This is a genomic window from Lelliottia nimipressuralis (assembly GCF_004115925.1).
Classification (GTDB): Bacteria; Pseudomonadota; Gammaproteobacteria; order Enterobacterales; family Enterobacteriaceae; genus Enterobacter; species Enterobacter nimipressuralis.
Genome location: NZ_SDDX01000013.1, coordinates 140,391 through 159,243 on the forward strand (window position 1 = coordinate 140,391; position 18,853 = coordinate 159,243).

General features: G+C 56.6%; 14 protein-coding genes. 12 read left to right on the forward strand and 2 right to left on the reverse strand.

Going from position 1 to position 18,853, the window contains the following annotated elements; translation table 11 throughout:
- Window positions 1-195: 195 nt before the first annotated feature.
- The 6 genes from araB (at window position 196) to rluA (ending at window position 10,393) form a co-directional block, all read left to right on the forward strand.
- On the forward strand, window positions 196-1,905 hold the full coding sequence (gene araB / locus ETG88_RS11505) for a ribulokinase (RefSeq protein WP_100777663.1): 1,710 nt from the start codon (window positions 196-198) through the stop codon (window positions 1,903-1,905).
- 10 nt (window positions 1,906-1,915) lie between these two features.
- The gene (gene araA, locus ETG88_RS11510) at window positions 1,916-3,418 is read left to right on the forward strand and encodes an L-arabinose isomerase (protein ID WP_100777664.1); all 1,503 of its coding nucleotides are present in this window, start codon (window positions 1,916-1,918) and stop codon (window positions 3,416-3,418) included.
- 82 nt (window positions 3,419-3,500) lie between these two features.
- Window positions 3,501-4,196 carry an L-ribulose-5-phosphate 4-epimerase gene (gene araD, locus ETG88_RS11515; protein ID WP_100777665.1) on the forward strand — a complete coding sequence of 232 codons (696 nt, stop codon included), beginning with the start codon at window positions 3,501-3,503 and terminating at the stop codon, window positions 4,194-4,196.
- A gap of 131 nt (window positions 4,197-4,327) precedes the next feature.
- Complete coding sequence (polB, locus tag ETG88_RS11520; protein ID WP_129035437.1) at window positions 4,328-6,685, forward strand: DNA polymerase II; 2,358 nt, start codon at window positions 4,328-4,330, stop codon at window positions 6,683-6,685.
- A 129-nt stretch (window positions 6,686-6,814) separates the two neighbouring features.
- Window positions 6,815-9,721 (forward strand): RNA polymerase-associated protein RapA, encoded by a 2,907-nt coding sequence (gene rapA, locus ETG88_RS11525; protein ID WP_129035438.1) that lies wholly within the window; start codon window positions 6,815-6,817, stop codon window positions 9,719-9,721.
- A 12-nt stretch (window positions 9,722-9,733) separates the two neighbouring features.
- The gene (gene rluA, locus ETG88_RS11530) at window positions 9,734-10,393 is read left to right on the forward strand and encodes a bifunctional tRNA pseudouridine(32) synthase/23S rRNA pseudouridine(746) synthase RluA (protein ID WP_102104579.1); all 660 of its coding nucleotides are present in this window, start codon (window positions 9,734-9,736) and stop codon (window positions 10,391-10,393) included.
- Between the two features lie 30 nt (window positions 10,394-10,423).
- Here the strand turns inward: rluA and djlA are convergent, their stop codons facing one another.
- Window positions 10,424-11,245: a co-chaperone DjlA gene (gene djlA, locus ETG88_RS11535; RefSeq protein WP_100777669.1), complete on the reverse strand. Its 822-nt coding sequence runs from the start codon at window positions 11,243-11,245 to the stop codon at window positions 10,424-10,426.
- A gap of 239 nt (window positions 11,246-11,484) precedes the next feature.
- Here djlA and lptD point away from each other — a divergent pair, with 239 nt between their 5' ends.
- Genes lptD through apaH form a run of 6 tightly spaced genes read left to right on the forward strand, consistent with a single transcriptional unit; the run spans window position 11,485 to window position 18,211 of the window.
- A complete protein-coding gene (lptD, locus tag ETG88_RS11540) occupies window positions 11,485-13,833 on the forward strand; it encodes an LPS assembly protein LptD (protein WP_129035439.1) in 2,349 nt (782 codons plus the stop codon).
- Between the two features lie 53 nt (window positions 13,834-13,886).
- Window positions 13,887-15,173 (forward strand): peptidylprolyl isomerase SurA, encoded by a 1,287-nt coding sequence (gene surA / locus ETG88_RS11545; protein WP_100777671.1) that lies wholly within the window; start codon window positions 13,887-13,889, stop codon window positions 15,171-15,173.
- Window positions 15,173-16,159, forward strand: coding sequence for a 4-hydroxythreonine-4-phosphate dehydrogenase PdxA (gene pdxA, locus ETG88_RS11550; RefSeq protein WP_129035440.1), 987 nt, complete (start codon window positions 15,173-15,175; stop codon window positions 16,157-16,159). The genes surA and pdxA overlap by 1 nt, the downstream gene beginning before the upstream one ends.
- Entirely contained in the window at window positions 16,156-16,977 is an 822-nt protein-coding gene (rsmA, locus tag ETG88_RS11555; RefSeq protein ID WP_100777673.1) for a 16S rRNA (adenine(1518)-N(6)/adenine(1519)-N(6))-dimethyltransferase RsmA, read from the forward strand. Before pdxA ends, rsmA begins: the two co-directional genes overlap by 4 nt.
- 3 nt (window positions 16,978-16,980) lie before the next feature.
- The gene (apaG, locus tag ETG88_RS11560) at window positions 16,981-17,358 is read left to right on the forward strand and encodes a Co2+/Mg2+ efflux protein ApaG (protein WP_100777674.1); all 378 of its coding nucleotides are present in this window, start codon (window positions 16,981-16,983) and stop codon (window positions 17,356-17,358) included.
- Between the two features lie 4 nt (window positions 17,359-17,362).
- Window positions 17,363-18,211, forward strand: a complete 849-nt coding sequence (gene apaH, locus ETG88_RS11565) for a bis(5'-nucleosyl)-tetraphosphatase (symmetrical) ApaH (RefSeq protein WP_100777675.1) — start codon at window positions 17,363-17,365, stop codon at window positions 18,209-18,211.
- 91 nt (window positions 18,212-18,302) lie between these two features.
- On the opposite strand, the gene folA is transcribed toward apaH, so the two are convergent.
- Window positions 18,303-18,782 carry a type 3 dihydrofolate reductase gene (gene folA / locus ETG88_RS11570; protein WP_100777676.1) on the reverse strand — a complete coding sequence of 160 codons (480 nt, stop codon included), beginning with the start codon at window positions 18,780-18,782 and terminating at the stop codon, window positions 18,303-18,305.
- Between the last annotated feature and the right edge of the window lie 71 nt (window positions 18,783-18,853).

Sequence of the window (18,853 nt, forward strand, 5' to 3'; positions counted from 1 at the left end):
CACGATCTCGTGCAAATCAGCAGTAACAAAAGTGTCTATAACTGCGGCAGAAATGTCCACATTGAATATTTGCACAACGTCACACTTTCCACCTCAACAGCAATTTAATCCATAAGATTAGCGGATCCTGCCTGACGATTTTCTCCCTCAATCTCTAATGTTGATCCATACCCGTTTTTTGATGGAGCAACATAAATGGCAATTGCGATTGGCCTCGATTTTGGCAGTGACTCAGTACGCGCCCTGGCGGTGGAGTGTCGTACGGGCCAGGAGATAGCGACCAGCGTGGAGTGGTATCCGCGCTGGCAAGAGGGGCGTTACTGCGATGCGCCAAATAATCAGTTCCGCCATCATCCGCGCGATTACATCGAATCGATGGAAGCGGCGATCAAAACCGTTCTGGCCGAATTGAGCGAAGATCAACGCGCACAAATCGTCGGTATTGGCGTGGACAGCACCGGCTCAACGCCTGCCCCCGTCGATGCCGAAGGCCGCGTGCTGGCGCTGCGCCCTGAGTTTGCCGACAACCCGAACGCCATGTTCGTGCTGTGGAAAGACCATACTGCGGTTGAAGAAGCCGAAGCCATCACCCGTTTGTGCCATCAGCCTGGAAAAGCGGACTACTCCCGCTACATTGGCGGCATTTATTCCAGCGAATGGTTCTGGGCCAAGATTTTGCACGTCACCCGTGCCGACCGTGACGTGGCGCAGGCCGCCGTGTCATGGATTGAGCTGTGCGACTGGGTACCGGCCCTGCTGTCGGGCACTACCCGCCCGCAGGATATTCGCCGTGGGCGCTGCAGCGCCGGGCATAAATCCCTGTGGCATGAGAGCTGGGGCGGTCTGCCACCTGCGGCGTTCTTCGATGAACTCGATCCGATTATCAATCAAAGCCTGAAATATCCGCTGTTTACCGACACTTATACCGCCGACATTCAGGTCGGAACCCTGAGCGCAGAGTGGGCGCAGCGTCTGGGCTTGCCGCAAAACGTGGCGATTTCCGGCGGCGCGTTCGACTGCCATATGGGTGCCGTCGGCGCGGGCGCACAGCCTAATACACTGGTGAAAGTGATTGGTACCTCCACCTGCGACATCCTCACCGCGGATAAAGCCAGCGTCGGCGACCGCGCCGTGAAAGGTATTTGCGGCCAGGTGGACGGTAGCGTGGTCCCTGATTTTATCGGGCTGGAGGCCGGACAATCCGCCTTCGGCGATATCTACGCCTGGTTTGGCCGCGTGCTCGGCTGGCCGCTGGATCAGCTGGCGGAAACGCATCCGGAGCTGAAAGCGCAGATCGCGGCCAGCAAAAAACAGCTTCTCCCGCAGCTGACGGAAGCCTGGGCGAAAAACCCGTCCCTTGATCATCTCCCGGTGGTGCTCGACTGGTTCAACGGTCGTCGCACGCCGTTTGCCAACCAGCGTCTTAAAGGCGTGATTACCGATCTCAACCTGGCAACCGACGCCCCTGCGCTCTTTGGCGGTCTGATTGCGGCCACCGCCTTTGGCGCGCGCGCCATTATGGAGTGTTTCACCGAGCAGGGCATCGCCGTGAACGAAGTGATGGCGCTCGGCGGCATCGCGCGTAAAAACCCGGTGATCATGCAGGCCTGCTGCGACGTGCTGAACCGTCCGCTGCAGATCGTCGCCTCCGATCAGTGCTGTGCCCTCGGGGCCGCCATTTTCGCGGCAGTCGCGGCGGGTGTGCACGCAGATATTCCGACCGCTCAACAGCACATGGCGAGCGCCGTCGAGAGCACGCTCCAGCCGCGCCCTCAGCAGGCCCAACGCTTCGAGCAGCTTTATCAGCGCTACCTGCAATGGTCGAAAAGCGCCGAGCACCACTATCTCCCTGTCGCCGCCCCGGCCAAAAACACCGCGGAAAAACCGGCAACCCTGACACATTAAGGACACGATAATGAGCATTTTTAATAATTATGAAGTGTGGTTTGTCATTGGCAGCCAGCATTTATACGGCCCGGAAGCGCTGCAACAGGTGACGAAACACGCGGAGCATGTGGTTAACGCCCTCAATGCGGAGGCCAAACTGCCGTGCAAACTGGTGCTGAAACCGCTCGGAACCACACCAGACGAAATCACCCACATCTGCCGCGACGCGAACTACGACGACAAATGCGCCGGGATGGTGGTGTGGCTGCACACCTTCTCTCCGGCCAAAATGTGGATCAACGGCCTGACCATCCTCAACAAACCGCTGCTGCAATTCCATACCCAGTTCAACGCTTCCCTGCCGTGGGACAGCATCGATATGGACTTTATGAACCTGAACCAGACCGCGCACGGCGGCCGCGAGTTCGGCTTTATCGGCGCGCGTATGCGTCAGCAGCACGGGGTAGTGACCGGCCACTGGCAGGATCAACACGCGCAGCAGCGCATCGGCTCGTGGATGCGCCAGGCTGTCTCCAAACAGGATACCCGTCATCTGAAAGTGGTGCGTTTTGGCGACAACATGCGCGAAGTGGCAGTGACGGACGGCGATAAAGTCGCTGCACAGATTAAATTTGGTTTCTCCGTTAACACCTGGGCCGTGGGCGATCTGGTGCAGGTGGTGAACGAAATCAGCGACGGCGATATCAGCGCGCTGGTGGACGAATACGAAAGCAGCTACCGCCTGACCGCTGCGGCGCAGATCAACGGCGATAAACGCCAGAACGTCATCGATGCGGCGCGCATTGAGCTGGGGATGAAACGCTTCCTGGAACAGGGCGGCTTCCACGCCTTTACCACCACATTTGAAGACCTGCACGGCCTGAAACAACTGCCAGGCCTGGCGGTACAACGTCTAATGCAGCAAGGCTACGGCTTTGCGGGCGAAGGCGACTGGAAAACCGCCGCCCTGCTTCGCATCATGAAGGTGATGTCGACCGGTCTACAGGGCGGCACCTCATTTATGGAGGATTACACCTACCACTTCGAGAACGGCAACGATCTGGTGCTCGGCTCGCACATGCTGGAAGTGTGTCCATCCATCGCCGTCGAAGAGAAACCGATCCTCGACGTGCAGTACCTGGGCATTGGCGGCAAGGCCGATCCGGCCCGTCTGATCTTCAACACCCGCACCGGCCCGGCGATAAATGCCAGCCTGATCGATCTGGGCGATCGTTTCCGCCTGCTGGTGAACTGCGTGGATGCCGTGGAGACCCCGCATTCATTGCCAAAACTGCCCGTCGCAAACGCCCTGTGGAAAGCGCAGCCGGATCTGCCGACCGCGTCTGAAGCCTGGATCGTGGCCGGTGGCGCGCACCACACGGTCTTCAGCCACTCGCTGGATCTGAACGATATGCGCCAGTTCGCGGAGCTGCACGACATCGAGCTGACCGTCATCGATAACGACACCCGTCTGCCAGCGTTTAAAGACGCGCTGCGCTGGAACGAAGTCTATTACGGTTCAAAACGTTAATCGCGTGCCCGGCGGCACGTCGTCTGCCGGGCTTATAAACCCAGGCCGGATAAGCGAAGTGCCATCCGGCAAGGAGAACAGAATGCTTGAAGCATTAAAGCAGCAGGTGCTGGAAGCCAACCTGGCCCTGCCGAAACACCATCTCGTCACCCTCACCTGGGGCAACGTCAGCGCTGTCGATCGGGAGAAAGGGGTGTTTGTGATTAAGCCGTCCGGCGTGGATTACAGCGTGATGACCGCCGAGGATATGGTGGTGGTGAGCATCGCGACCGGAGAAGTGGTCGAAGGGAAGAAAAAGCCCTCTTCCGATACGCCAACCCATCGCCTGCTCTATCAGTCATTCCCGTCGATTGGCGGTATCGTGCATACCCACTCGCGCCACGCCACCATCTGGGCGCAGGCCGGACAATCCATTCCGGCGACGGGCACGACCCATGCCGACTATTTTTACGGCACCATCCCCTGCACCCGTAAAATGACCGATGCGGAAATTAACGGCGAGTATGAGTGGGAAACGGGCAACGTGATCGTCGAAACCTTTGAAAAAGCGGGAATCGATGCGGCGCAAATGCCGGGCGTGCTGGTGCACTCTCACGGGCCGTTTGCGTGGGGCAAAAACGCCGAAGATGCGGTGCATAACGCCATCGTGCTGGAAGAGGTCGCCTATATGGGAATCTTCTGCCGCCAGCTGGCGCCACAGCTTCCGGATATGCAGCAAACCCTGCTGGATAAACACTATCTGCGCAAGCACGGTGCGAAAGCGTATTACGGGCAGTAAATCGGGAACAGGGACATTATTGGCCGGATAAACTCAGTGCCATCCGGCAAAATCACACCTGTATATAAACCCAGCAAAAAATCCGTAACCAGGCTATAATCACGCCTGGTTTTGTTTTTTGGGATGACGGTGTGACGCAGGCGCGAGAAGGCTTTTTACTGACCCGACACTGGCGGGATACGCCGCAGGGTACTGAAGTGGAATTCTGGCTGGCGACGGACGAGGGTCCGCTGAACGTCACGCTGCCGCCACAGGAGTCCGTGGCGTTTATCCCTGAACAGCACGTCGAAAAAACGCGCGAGGTGTTACGCGGGGAAAACGGCTGGCGCATCACGCCGCTTGAGCTGAACGATTTCCACCGCCAGCCCGTTTACGGGCTTTACTGCCGCGCCCATCGCCAGCTGATGCGCTTTGAAAAGCTGCTGCGAGAAGCCGGGGTAACGCTGTACGAAGCGGATATTCGCCCGCCGGAGCGCTTCCTGATGGAACGTTTTATTACCGCTCCCGTCTGGGTCGACGGCACGCCGCAGGGCGGCAAACTGCTCAACGCCCGCCTCAAACCCAATCCCCACTACCGCCCGCCCCTGAAATGGGTGTCGCTGGATATCGAAACCACGCGCCACGGCGAACTGTATTGCATCGGCCTTGAAGGCTGCGGGCAGCGAATTGTCTATATGCTCGGGCCGCCAAACGGTGATGCGTCGGCCCTCGATTTTGAGCTGGAGTATGTCACCAGCCGCCCACAGCTGATTGAAAAGCTAAACCAGTGGTTTGCCATTCACGATCCTGATGTCCTGATTGGCTGGAATGTGGTGCAGTTTGACCTGCGCGTGCTGCAAAAGCATGCCGAGCGTTTCCGTATTCCGCTGATGCTGGGCCGCGGCAACAGCGAGCTTGAGTGGCGCGAGCACGGTTTTAAGAATGGCGTGTTCTTCGCGCAGGCTAACGGGCGGGTGATTATCGACGGTATCGACGCGCTCAAATCTGCCTTCTGGAGTTTCTCCTCGTTTTCGCTGGAAGCCGTCTCTCAGGAGCTGCTCGGTGAAGGGAAATCCATCGACAATCCCTGGGATCGGATGGATGAGATTGACCGGCGCTTCAATCAAGACAAACCGGCACTGGCCACCTACAACCTGAAGGACTGCGAGCTGGTGACGCGGATTTTCCACAAAACGGAGATCATGCCGTTCCTGCTGGAGCGCGCGACCGTCAACGGCCTGGCGATCGATCGTCACGGCGGCTCCGTTGCTGCGTTCGGCCATCTGTATATTCCGCGCATGCACCGCGCGGGCTATGTCGCGCCAAATCTTGGCGAGGTCCCGCCTCAGGCCAGCCCTGGCGGCTATGTGATGGACTCCAGGCCTGGACTGTATGACTCGGTCCTGGTGCTGGATTATAAAAGCCTCTATCCGTCGATCATTCGCACCTTTCTGATCGATCCCGTTGGCCTGGTCGAGGGGATGGCTCAGCCGGATGACGCGCACAGCACCGAAGGATTTCTCGGCGCGCGTTTCTCGCGGGAAAAGCACTGCCTGCCTGAAATCGTCGGCCAAATCTGGCACGGGCGTGAGGAGGCCAAGCGTCAGCACAATAAACCGCTCTCTCAGGCGCTGAAGATCATCATGAACGCCTTTTATGGCGTGCTCGGCACCAGCGCCTGCCGGTTCTTCGATCCCCGTCTTGCCTCGTCGATCACCATGCGCGGGCATGAAATTATGCGCCAGACCAAAGCGCTGGTGGAATCTCAGGGCTATGACGTGATTTACGGCGACACGGACTCAACGTTCGTCTGGCTGAAAGGCGCTCACAGCGAAGAAGACGCCGCGCAAATCGGCCAAAATCTGGTGGCGTTCGTCAACGACTGGTGGCGCAATCATTTGCAAAAAGAGCGGTTAACCAGCGCGTTAGAGCTGGAATTTGAAACCCATTTCAGCCGCTTTTTGATGCCGACAATTCGCGGTACCGAGCAGGGCAGTAAGAAGCGTTACGCCGGTTTGATTCAGGAGGGCGAGAGCCAGCGCATGGTGTTTAAAGGCCTGGAAACGGTGCGAACCGACTGGACGCCACTGGCGCAACAGTTCCAGCAAACGCTCTATCTGCGCGTGTTCCGCAACGAGCCGTATCAGGATTATGTCCGCGAGACTATCGCCAGCCTGCTGGCCGGTGAGCTGGACAGCCAGCTGGTCTACCGCAAGCGCCTGCGCCGCCCGCTGGCAGAGTATCAGCGCAATGTGCCGCCGCATGTTCGCGCCGCGCGGCTGGCCGATGAAGAGAACGTACGTCGCGGCCGCGCGCCGCAGTATCAAAATCGCGGCACCATTAAATACGTCTGGACCACCAGCGGCCCGGAACCGGTGGATTATCAGCACTCGCCGCTGGACTACGATCACTATCTGACGCGACAGCTAATGCCTGTCGCCGATGGAATTTTACCTTTTGTCGACGATGATTTTGCTACACTCATGACAGGGCAACTGGGGCTATTTTGACGCGTGACGAAAACGCCGCCATCCAGTACCATAGCGCCCTTTCCATTCCCGGACCCATTTTTCGATGGCCGTCACTTTGCGACGGTGGTCGAACTATTGCCTGCAATTAAAGATTAGAGCCAAACAACTATGCCTTTTACACTTGGTCAACGCTGGATCAGCGATACAGAAAGCGAGCTTGGATTAGGAACTGTGGTAGCGCTGGATGCGCGCATGGTCACTATCCTTTTCCCGGCCACGGGTGAAAACCGTCTGTATGCACGCAATGACTCCCCTGTTACCCGCGTCATGTTTAACCCGGGTGACACCGTTACCAGCCATGAAGGCTGGCAGCTGAAGATTGAAGACGTAAAAGAAGAGAACGGGATCCTCGCCTACATCGGTACGCGAGTCGACACGGAAGAAACAAATGTCATCCTGCGCGAAGTGCTGCTCGACAGCCGACTGGTCTTCAGCAAGCCGCAGGACCGTCTGTTTGCCGGTCAGATCGACCGCATGGACCGTTTTGCCCTGCGCTATCGCGCGCGTAAATTCCAGAGCGAACAGTACCGCATGCCGTGGAGCGGCCTGCGTGGTCAGCGTACCAGCCTGATCCCGCACCAGCTGAACATCGCCCACGACGTTGGCCGTCGCCATGCGCCGCGCGTGCTGCTGGCTGATGAAGTCGGTCTCGGTAAAACCATCGAAGCGGGGATGATCCTGCATCAACAGCTGCTCTCCGGCGCTGCCGAGCGCGTGCTTATCGTGGTGCCTGAAACCCTGCAACACCAGTGGCTGGTCGAGATGTTGCGCCGCTTCAACTTGCGTTTCTCCCTGTTTGACGACGAGCGCTACGCCGAAGCCCAGCACGACGCCGATAATCCGTTCGAAACGGAACAGCTGGTGATCTGCTCTCTGGACTTCGTACGCCGCAGCAAGCAGCGCCTTGAGCATCTGTGCGACGCCGAGTGGGATCTGATGGTCGTTGATGAAGCCCACCACCTGGTCTGGAGCGAAGATGCGCCCAGCCGTGAATATATGGCGATCGAGCAGCTGGCCGAACGCGTGCCGGGTATCCTGCTGCTGACCGCTACGCCGGAGCAGCTGGGGCTGGAAAGCCACTTTGCGCGTCTGCGCCTGCTCGATCCTAACCGTTTCCACGATTTCTCTGTGTTTGTCGAAGAGCAGCAAAACTACCGCCCGGTTGCCGATGCGGTCGCCCTGCTGCTGGCTGGTAAGCACCTGTCCAACGATGAACTCAACACCCTGAGCGAGTTGATTGGCGAGCAGGATATTGAACCGCTGCTGCACGCCGCCAACAGCGACCGCGACGACGCGGAAACCGCGCGTCAGGAACTGGTCTCCATGTTAATGGACCGCCACGGCACCAGCCGCGTGCTGTTCCGTAACACCCGTAACGGCGTGAAAGGCTTCCCGAAACGCGAGCTGCACACCATTAAGCTGCCGCTGCCGACACAGTACCAAACCGCGATTAAAGTCTCTGGCATCATGGGGGCGCGCAAAAGTGCTGAAGAGCGCGCGCGCGATATGCTCTATCCGGAACAGATTTATCAGGAATTTGAAGGCGATACCGGCACCTGGTGGAACTTCGATCCACGCGTCGAATGGCTGATGGGCTATCTGACCGCTCACCGCTCGCAGAAAGTGCTGGTAATTTGCGCCAAAGCGGCCACCGCGCTGCAGCTGGAGCAAGTCCTGCGCGAGCGCGAAGGTATCCGCGCTGCCGTGTTCCACGAAGGGATGTCGATCATCGAACGCGACCGCGCGGCGGCCTGGTTCGGTGAAGAGGATAGCGGCGCGCAGGTGCTGCTCTGCTCCGAAATCGGCTCCGAGGGCCGTAACTTCCAGTTCGCCAGCCATCTGGTGATGTTCGATCTGCCGTTTAACCCGGATCTGCTGGAGCAGCGTATCGGTCGTCTGGACCGTATCGGCCAGGCGCATGATATTCAGATCCACGTTCCGTTCCTGGAAAAAACCGCCCAGTCGGTGCTGGTGCGTTGGTTCCACGAAGGTCTGGACGCGTTTGAACACACCTGCCCGACCGGTCGCACCATTTACGATCAGGTGCACAGCGATCTGATTGGGTATCTGGCGGCACCGGAAGAGACCGAAGGCTTTGACGATCTGATCAAATCCTGTCGCGAAAAACACGATGCGCTAAAGCTGCAGCTGGAGCAAGGGCGTGACCGTCTGCTGGAGATCCACTCCAACGGTGGCGAGAAAGCGCAGCAGCTTGCCGAAAGCATCGAAGAGCAGGACGATGACACCAGCCTGATCAGCTTCGCGATGAACCTGTTTGATATCGTTGGTATCAACCAGGACGATCGCGGCGAGAACATGATTGTGCTGACGCCGTCCGATCACATGCTGGTCCCGGATTTCCCTGGCCTGCCGGAAGATGGCTGCACCATCACCTTTGAGCGTGACGTGGCCCTTTCCCGCGAAGATGCGCAGTTCATTACCTGGGAACATCCGCTTATCCGCAACGGTCTGGATTTGATTCTGTCCGGCGACACCGGCAGCAGCACCATTTCTCTGTTGAAAAACAAAGCGCTGCCCGTTGGCACGCTGCTGCTTGAGTTGATCTACGTGGTTGAGGCGCAAGCGCCGAAACAGCTGCAGCTCAACCGCTTCCTGCCCGCCACCCCGGTGCGTTTGATGCTCGACAAAAACGGCACTAACCTCGCCGCGCAGGTCGAGTTTGAGAGCTTTAACCGTCAGCTAAGCGCCGTTAACCGCCACACGGGCAGCAAACTGGTGAATGCGGTCCAGCAGGATGTGCATGCCATTTTGCAGCAGGGTGAAGCGCAGATTGAGAAAGCCGCGCGCGCACTGATTGATGCGGCTCGCAGCGAAGCAGACGAAAAACTCTCTGCCGAGCTGTCGCGTCTGGAAGCGTTACGCGCGGTGAATCCAAACATCCGTGACGACGAGCTTGCAGCCATTGAGAGCAACCGTGAGCAGGTGCTGGAAAGCCTGAATCAGGCGAGCTGGCGACTGGATGCGCTGCGCCTGATCGTTGTGACGCATCAGTAAACGGAGCGCGACATGATCATGGAGACCTACAATCCGCCGATGGACCCGTGGCTGGTCATTCTGTATCAGGATGACCACATTATGGTGGTCAACAAGCCCAGCGGCCTGTTGTCCGTGCCGGGACGTCTGGAGGAGCACAAAGACAGCGTGATGACGCGCGTACAGCGCGATTATCCGCAGGCAGAATCCGTGCATCGCCTGGATATGGCGACCAGCGGCGTGATTGTGGTGGCTCTGACGAAAGCGGCTGAGCGCGAGTTAAAGCGCCAGTTCCGCGATCGTGAACCGAAGAAACAGTATGTCGCGCGCATCTGGGGACACCCGGAAAAAGCGGAAGGTCTGGTGGATTTACCGCTGATTTGCGACTGGCCGAACCGGCCTAAGCAAAAAGTCTGTTTTGAAACCGGCAAGGCGGCGCAGACCGAGTATGAGGTGCTGGATTACGCTGCGGATAACACCGCGCGTATTCTGCTCAAACCGATTACCGGCCGTTCGCATCAGCTGCGCGTGCATATGCTGGCGCTGGGCCATCCGATTCTGGGGGACCGTTTTTACGCCACCCCGGAAGCGCTCGCGATGGCGCCGCGTCTGCAATTACACGCTCAGATGCTGACGATAACGCATCCGGAATTCGGCAATCTGATGACGTTTAAAGCCCCTGCCGATTTTTAACGTAGTGCCCGGCGGGTGCCGGGCTTACGCTTATTTAAAGCCCTTCTGCTCTTTAATGAGCTCGTACGCTTTCTGAATTTCCTGCGCTTTCTGCTTCGCCATTTCCATCATCTCTGGCGGTAACCCTTTCGCCACCAGTTTATCCGGATGATGTTCGCTCATCAGCTTGCGATAGGCGCGTTTAATGGTGGTCGCATCGTCGGTCGCTTTCACGCCCAGTACGTTACACGCATCTTCCAGCGTCGGGCCGCGCTGTGCCTGCTGCCAGCCACCGCCAGCAGACTGCTGCTGATGTTGATAGCCGCCACCAAATTGCGCGCCGCCCTGCATCATGCGCAGGAACTGGTCGAACTGCATGCGGGAAATGCCCAGCTCTTCGGCAATCACGTACAACACGTCGCGTTCGTTAGGGTGCAGTGACCCATCCGCAAACGCCGCCTGAATCTGGATTTCCAGAAACATCCGAATTAAATCAAAGCGTCCGAAACAGATGCTGCGGAACTGACGCATTTTCTCGCGCAGCGGATAGTTATCCGCCTTACCGATGCGAAACGCATTTTGTGCCGCCACGCGGGACTCGCCGTGCAGGCTCATGCGATCCATAAATACGCTGGCAATTTGAATGTCTGCCTCGGTAACGCGTCCCTTCGATTTGGTTAAATGCCCCATTACCTCAAAGGTGGTCGCAAAAAAGAGCGCCTGACGCTCACGCTGGTTGGCAAACCAGGCCATTTTACGACTGCGCGCCTTATCGAACATATGCCCGATAATCAGGCCCAAAACGATGCCCCAAAACCCTGCGCCCATCAACAAAGCGAATGCGACGCCAATAATTTTACCCCAATACTGCATAGACTCCCCGTATGGTCATAGTCCTGATTCGACGCAACTCCATCATCTCAGTGGTCGAGCCACGGTCAATTGAGGGACATCGCCTATAATTTGCATTATCATACTCGTCATTCGATAGCGAGCCTAACACTCTGACTCGTAAACGGGCAGGATTAACGCTGGCACTGCGCAGATGAGTAAGATAGTCTCTGAGCGTTTGTAAGCCGTAGCCACTGATGACGGAACACTAAATATAACGTATGAAAAAACGTATCCCCACCCTCCTGGCCACCATGATCGCCGCCGCTCTGTACAGTCAACAGGGCATGGCTGCCGATCTCGCCTCACAGTGTAAGCTTGGCATCCCAAGCTATGATCGCCCATTGGTGCAGGGTGATACCAATAGCTTGCCCGTCACGATTAATGCCGACCATGCCGGTGGCAATTATCCGGATAACGCGACATTTACGGGCAATGTCGATATTAATCAGGGCAACAGCCGTCTGCGGGCGGATGAAGTCCAGCTGCATCAAAAGCAGCCTGAGGGCGCGGCAGAGCCGGTTCGCACAGTCGATGCTCTTGGCAATGTGCACTATGACGACAATCAGGTCATCCTGAAAGGTCCGAAAGGCTGGGCAAACCTGAATACCAAAGATACCAACGTCTGGGAAGGTGATTACCAGATGGTGGGTCGCCAGGGACGCGGTAAAGCAGATCTGATGAAACAGCGCGGTGAAAACCGCTATACCATTCTGGAGAATGGCTCCTTTACCTCTTGTCTGCCGGGTTCTGACACCTGGAGCGTCGTCGGTAGTGAAGTGATCCACGACCGCGAAGAGCAGGTGGCGGAAATCTGGAATGCACGCTTTAAACTCGGCCCGGTGCCGGTGTTTTATAGCCCCTACTTGCAGTTGCCGGTCGGCGATAAGCGTCGTTCAGGTTTCCTGATCCCGAACGCCAAGTACAGCACCACGAACTATTTTGAGTTCTACCTGCCGTACTACTGGAACATCGCGCCGAACATGGACGCCACGATTACGCCGCACTATATCCATAAGCGCGGCAATATCATGTGGGAAAACGAGTTCCGTTACCTGACCAAAGCGGGTACAGGTCTGATGGAGCTGGATTACTTGCCATCGGATAAAGTGTTTAACGATGAGCACCCGACAGAGGGCGATCGTCACCGCTGGTTATACTACTGGCAGCATGCCGGTGTGATGGATCAGGTCTGGCGTTTCAACGTCGACTACACCAAAGTCAGCGATCCTTATTACTTTAACGATTTTGATTCCAAGTACGGTTCAAGTACCGATGGCTACGCGACGCAGAAATTCAGCGTCGGTTACGCGAATCAGAACTTCAACGCCACGGTTTCTGCCAAGAAGTTCCAGGTCTTTAGCTCTCAGACAGCCAGTACCTATGGCGCTGAGCCTCAGCTGGACGTGAACTGGACGCAGAATGATGTCGGTCCGTTTGATACCCGCGTTTATGCTCAGGCCGTCCACTTCGTGAATACCAATTCCGATATGCCAGAAGCGACCCGCGTCCACCTTGAACCGACCATTAATCTCCCGCTCTCTAACGACTGGGCTAGCCTCAATACCGAAGCCAAGATGATGGCGACCCACTATCAGCAGAAGAATGTGGACTGGTACAACAATCGCTACAACACCGATCTCGAAGAGTCCGTTAACCGTGTGCTGCCACAGTTTAAAATGGACGGTAAGCTGATTTTCGAACGTGATATGAACCTGGCAAGCGGCTATACCCAAACGCTGGAACCGCGCATGCAGTACCTGTATGTGCCGTATCGCGATCAGAGCAAAATCCAGAACTACGACTCCTCTTTCCTCCAGTCCGACTACAGCGGCCTGTTCCGCGATCGTACCTATGGCGGACTTGACCGTATTGCTTCCGCGAACCAGGTAACGACCGGCGTCACGACTCGCGTATATGATGACGCTGCGGTTGAACGTTTTAACGTTTCTGTTGGTCAAATCTACTACTTCACTGAAGCACGTACCGGTGATGACGACATTAACTGGGAGAAAGACAATAAAACGGGTGCCCTGGTGTGGGCCGGTGATACCTACTGGCGCATGACCGATCGTTGGGGTCTGCGCGGTGGTCTGCAGTACGATACACGTCTGGATAACGTCGCCACCAGCAGCGCAAGCGTTGAGTATCGTCGTGATGAAGACCGGATGGTGCAGTTGACTTACCGTTACGCCAGCCCGGAATATATTCAGGCGACACTGCCAAACTACGCCAACGTCGAGCAGTATAAAGACGGTATTTCCCAGGTGGGTGGGGCCGCAAGTTGGCCGATCGCCGATCGCTGGTCCATTGTGGGCGCCTACTACTTTGACACGAACACCAGCAAGCCTGCGGATCAGATGGTTGGCTTGCAATACAACTCCTGCTGTTATGCGCTTCGCGTAGGCTACGAGCGCAAACTTAACGGCTGGGATACCGACAATAATCAGAGCAAATACGATAACGTCATTGGCTTCAATGTCGAATTGCGCGGCCTGAGTTCCAACTACGGCCTGGGCACGCAGCAGATGCTGCGCTCGAACATTCTGCCATATCGTAGTTCCTTGTAATGTGCTTGATTTACAACGCCATCCGCTTTGCGGTTAATTGAAATGGAAAAAGTATGAAGAACTGGAAAACGCTGCTGCTCGGTATCGCTATGGTTGCGAACACCAGCTTTGCCGCGCCACAGGTTGTTGATAAAGTCGCCGCCGTGGTGAACAACGGTGTAGTACTTGAAAGCGACGTAAATGGCTTAATGCAATCTGTGAAGCTCAATTCGGGTGAAGCAGGTCAGCAACTTCCAGATGACGCGACGCTGCGTCATCAGATCCTCGAGCGTTTGATCATGGATCAGATCGTGCTGCAGATGGGTCAGAAAATGGGTGTGAAGGTGACCGATCAGCAGCTCGATGAAGCGATCGCCAACATTTCTAAGCAAAACAACATGACCCTCGATCAGATGCGCAGCCGTCTGGCCTACGATGGGATCAGCTATGCGACCTACCGCAACCAGATCCGCAAAGAGATGCTGATCTCTGAAGTGCGCAACAACGAAGTGCGTCGCCGCGTATCGATCCTGCCGCAGGAAGTGGATCAGCTGGCGAAGCAGGTGGGCAACCAGAACGATGCCAGCACCGAGCTGAACCTGAGCCACATCCTGATTCCACTGCCGGAAAACCCGACTTCCGATCAGGCTGCTGAAGCGGAAAGCCAGGCACGTTCTATCGTGGATCAGGCGCGTAACGGTGGTGACTTCGGCAAACTGGCGATCAGCTACTCCGCTGACCAGCAGGCACTGAAAGGCGGCCAGATGGGCTGGGGTCGTATTCAGGAGCTGCCGTCTATTTTTGCGCAGGCGCTGAGCACCGCGAAGAAAGGCGATGTTATCGGTCCTATCCGTTCCGGTGTCGGCTTCCACATTCTGAAAGTGAACGATATGCGCGGTCAGAGCCAGAGTATTTCCGTCACGGAAGTGCATGCTCGCCACATCCTGCTTAAGCCGTCACCGATTATGACCGACGACCAGGCGCGCGTGAAACTGGAGCAGATTGCTGCCGATATTAAGAGCGGTAAAACCTCCTTCGCCAATGCGGCGAAAGAGTTCTCTCAGGATCCCGGTTCTGCGAATCAGGGCGGCGATCTGGGCTGGGCGGCTGCGGATATCTACGATCCTGCCTTCCGCGATGCGCTGATGAAGCTGAACAAAGGCCAGATGAGCGCCCCGGTTCACTCCTCCTTCGGCTGGCACTTAATCGAACTGATGGATACCCGCAACGTGGATAAAACCGACGCGGCCCAGAAAGACAGAGCCTACCGTATGCTGTTCAACCGTAAATTCTCTGAAGAAGCGGCGACCTGGATGCAGGAACAACGCGCCAGCGCTTACGTGAAAATACTGAGCAACTAATGAAACAACATCGTGTTGTTATCACTCCCGGCGAACCCGCCGGGATTGGTCCTGACCTCGTCGTCCAGCTTGCACAACAGAGCTGGCCGGTGGAACTGGTCGTCTGTGCTGATGCAACACTGTTAAAAGACCGGGCTGAATGGCTCGGTCTGCCTTTAACGCTCCTGCCTTACGACGCCAGCCAAACGCCTGTTCCACAGCAGGCGGGTACCTTAACGCTTCTCCCTGTTGATCTTCGTGCGCCTGCGCAGCCAGGCCTGCTCAACACCGAAAACGGCCACTACGTTGTCGATACGCTGGCCCGCGCCTGTGATGGTTGCCTGAGCGGTGAATTTGCCGCGCTGATTACCGGTCCGGTACATAAGGGCGTGATTAACGATGCGGGTGTGCCGTTTACTGGCCACACGGAATTCTTTGAAGCGCGCTCCCACAGCGACAACGTGGTCATGATGCTGGCGACGGAGGAACTGCGCGTCGCGCTGGTGACGACCCATTTGCCGCTGAAAGCCATTGCAGAGGCGATCACGCCTGCTCTGCTGCGCGACATCATCACCATATTGCATCACGATCTGCAAACCAAATTCGGTATCAAAGCGCCGCATATTCTGGTCTGCGGGCTGAATCCCCACGCGGGTGAAGGCGGGCATATGGGCATGGAAGAGATCGAAACCATCATTCCGGTGCTGGAAGAGATGCGCGCCAAAGGGATGAATCTCAGCGGGCCGCTGCCGGCTGATACCCTTTTCCAGGCTAAATATCTTGATAGTGCGGATGCTGTGCTCGCGATGTACCACGATCAGGGCCTGCCCGTGCTAAAATACCAGGGATTTGGCCGCGCCGTGAACATCACGCTCGGTTTACCCTTTATTCGAACGTCCGTTGACCACGGTACTGCGCTGGATCTGGCAGGAAAAGGCAAAGCGGATGTCGGCAGTTTTATTACGGCGCTTAATCTCGCCATCAAAATGATTGTTAATACTCAATGAATACTAGAGTCCATCAGGGCCACTTAGCCCGCAAACGCTTCGGGCAAAACTTCCTTAACGATCAATTCGTTATCGAAAGCATCGTTTCTGCCATTAATCCACAAAAAGGCCAGGCGATGGTCGAAATCGGTCCGGGCCTTGCCGCGCTGACCGAGCCGGTGGGTGAACGCCTCGACGAAATGACGGTTATCGAGCTGGACCGCGATCTGGCGGCCCGTCTGCAAACGCATCCGTTCCTCGGTCCTAAGCTGACGATTTACCAGCAGGACGCCATGACCATGAACTTCGCCGAGCTGTCCGAGAAGCTGGGCCAGCCGCTGCGCGTGTTCGGTAACCTGCCGTATAACATCTCTACGCCGCTGATGTTCCATCTGTTTAGCTATACTGATGCCATTGCAGACATGCACTTCATGCTGCAAAAAGAGGTCGTCAACCGACTGGTTGCAGGGCCGAACAGTAAAGCGTATGGTCGATTGAGCGTAATGGCGCAATACTATTGCCAGATTATCCCGGTACTCGAAGTGCCACCGACCGCCTTTACCCCGGCGCCGAAAGTGGAATCTGCGGTAGTGCGTCTGGTCCCTCATGCCGTGATGCCGTACCCGGTCAAAGAGCTGCGCGTACTGAGCCGCATCACCACGGAGGCCTTTAACCAGCGCCGTAAGACGATTCGCAACAGCCTGGGTAACTCGTTTACCGTTGAGGTGTTGACCGAATTAGGTATCGATCCGGCAATGCGTGCGGAAAATATTTCCGTTGAGCAGTACTGTAAGTTGGCTAATTACATCAGCGACAACGCACCGCCAAAGGAGAGCTAAGCCATGATTGATTCGCCCCGCGTATGTGTTCAGGTGCAAAGCGTTTACGTCGAGTCTCAGTCCACTCCGGACGACGAGCGTTTTGTTTTTGCTTATACCGTAACCATTCGCAATCTGGGGCGGATGCCTGTGCAACTGCTCGGGCGCTACTGGCTTATCACCAACGGCAATGGCCGTGAAATTGAAGTCCAGGGTGAAGGTGTGGTGGGAGAACAACCTCACATCGCCCCTGGCGAAGAGTATCAGTACACCAGCGGTGCCGTCATAGAGACACCGATGGGCACCATGCAAGGCCATTATGAAATGGTCGATCCAGACGGCAATACCTTCCGTATTGCCGTGCCTGTTTTCCGTCTCGCCGTTCCTACATTCATTCACTAAAAAAATGTCTACATATCTCATTGGCGACGTTCACGGTTGCTACGATGAACTGATCGCATTGCTAAAACAGGTCGATTTTACGCCTGGACAAGACACCCTCTGGTTGACGGGCGATTTAGTGGCGCGCGGCCCTGGGTCGCTGGATGTCTTACGCTTCGTCAAATCGCTGGGCGACAGCGTGCGTGTGGTGCTGGGCAATCACGATCTGCATCTGCTGGCGGTGTTTGCCGGAATCAGTCGCAACAAGCCTAAAGACCGCATCACACCGCTGCTTGAAGCACCCGATGCCGACGAGTTGCTCAACTGGCTGCGTCGTCAGCCTTTGCTGCAGGTCGACGAAGAGAAAAAGCTGGTCATGGCCCATGCCGGGATCACCCCGCAGTGGGATCTGCAGACCGCCAAAGAGTGCGCGCGTGACGTCGAAGCGGTGCTGGCGAGCGACTCCTATCCGTTCTTCCTCGACGCGATGTATGGTGATATGCCGAACAACTGGAGCCCGGAGTTAAGCGGTCTGGCGCGCCTGCGCTTCGTGACCAATGCCTTTACCCGCATGCGCTACTGCTTCCCGAACGGTCAGCTGGATATGTACTGCAAAGACACGCCGGAAAACGCCCCTGCGCCGCTAAAACCCTGGTTTGCCATTCCTGGCCCGGTGACGGATGAGTACAGCGTTGTGTTTGGCCACTGGGCATCGCTGGAAGGCAAAGGCACGCCGGAGAACATTTACGGGCTGGATACGGGATGTTGCTGGGGCGGAGATTTGACCTGCCTGCGCTGGGAAGATAAACACTATTTTGTGCAACCGTCGAACCGGCATCTGGAGTTAGGGGATGGCGAGGCGGTTGCCTCCTGATATTAATGCCGGATAGTGGCGGCTTTGCCTTATCCGGCTTATGTTCAGGTCGTAAAACCCCGGTCAGCGAAGCGCCACCGGGGAATAAGACTTAACGACGTTCTAAAACTTCGAAGCAGTAGCTGTGCGAGTTCTGCGCATCAGCGTCGTGGAATTCGCTGAAGACAGATTCCCACTCGTCAGGATCGTAGTCAGGGAAATGCGTATCCCCTTCCACTTCTGCGTCAATGTGGGTCAGGTAGAGCTTCTGTGCTTTTGGCAGGAACTGCTCGTAAACACGTCCCCCACCAATCACCATAATCTCTTCCGCGTCGCCACAGGCGGCAATCGCGTCGTCGACGGATTTTACCCATTCAACGCGATCGTCCGTGCCCGGCTGGCTACTGATAACGATGTTTTTACGACCCGGTAGCGGGCGACCGATTGACTCCCAGGTCAGGCGGCCCATCACTACCGGCTTGTTTAGCGTGGTGCGTTTAAACCATGCCAGATCGGCAGGCAGGTTCCACGGCATGGCGTTTTCCATACCGATAACGCGGTCTACCGCCAGCGCTGCAATCAGACTGATCATTGAAAATTTCCCGGATGCAAAAAATTGCCGCCACTATACGGAAAGCTTAATCTTTCGTCGACTGGCGGCAG

Excerpts from the sequence above, each read along its gene's own strand:
- araB (WP_100777663.1), top strand. The coding sequence starts at position 196 with ATGGCAATTGCGATTGGCCTCGATTTTGGCAGTGACTCAGTACGCGCC.
- araA (WP_100777664.1), top strand. The coding sequence starts at position 1,916 with ATGAGCATTTTTAATAATTATGAAGTGTGGTTTGTCATTGGCAGCCAG.
- araD (WP_100777665.1), top strand. The coding sequence starts at position 3,501 with ATGCTTGAAGCATTAAAGCAGCAGGTGCTGGAAGCCAACCTGGCCCTG.
- rapA (WP_129035438.1), top strand. The coding sequence starts at position 6,815 with ATGCCTTTTACACTTGGTCAACGCTGGATCAGCGATACAGAAAGCGAG.
- rluA (WP_102104579.1), top strand. The coding sequence starts at position 9,734 with ATGATCATGGAGACCTACAATCCGCCGATGGACCCGTGGCTGGTCATT.
- djlA (WP_100777669.1), bottom strand. The coding sequence starts at position 11,245 with ATGCAGTATTGGGGTAAAATTATTGGCGTCGCATTCGCTTTGTTGATG.
- lptD (WP_129035439.1), top strand. The coding sequence starts at position 11,485 with ATGAAAAAACGTATCCCCACCCTCCTGGCCACCATGATCGCCGCCGCT.
- surA (WP_100777671.1), top strand. The coding sequence starts at position 13,887 with ATGAAGAACTGGAAAACGCTGCTGCTCGGTATCGCTATGGTTGCGAAC.
- pdxA (WP_129035440.1), top strand. The coding sequence starts at position 15,173 with ATGAAACAACATCGTGTTGTTATCACTCCCGGCGAACCCGCCGGGATT.
- rsmA (WP_100777673.1), top strand. The coding sequence starts at position 16,156 with ATGAATACTAGAGTCCATCAGGGCCACTTAGCCCGCAAACGCTTCGGG.
- apaG (WP_100777674.1), top strand. The coding sequence starts at position 16,981 with ATGATTGATTCGCCCCGCGTATGTGTTCAGGTGCAAAGCGTTTACGTC.
- apaH (WP_100777675.1), top strand. The coding sequence starts at position 17,363 with ATGTCTACATATCTCATTGGCGACGTTCACGGTTGCTACGATGAACTG.
- folA (WP_100777676.1), bottom strand. The coding sequence starts at position 18,782 with ATGATCAGTCTGATTGCAGCGCTGGCGGTAGACCGCGTTATCGGTATG.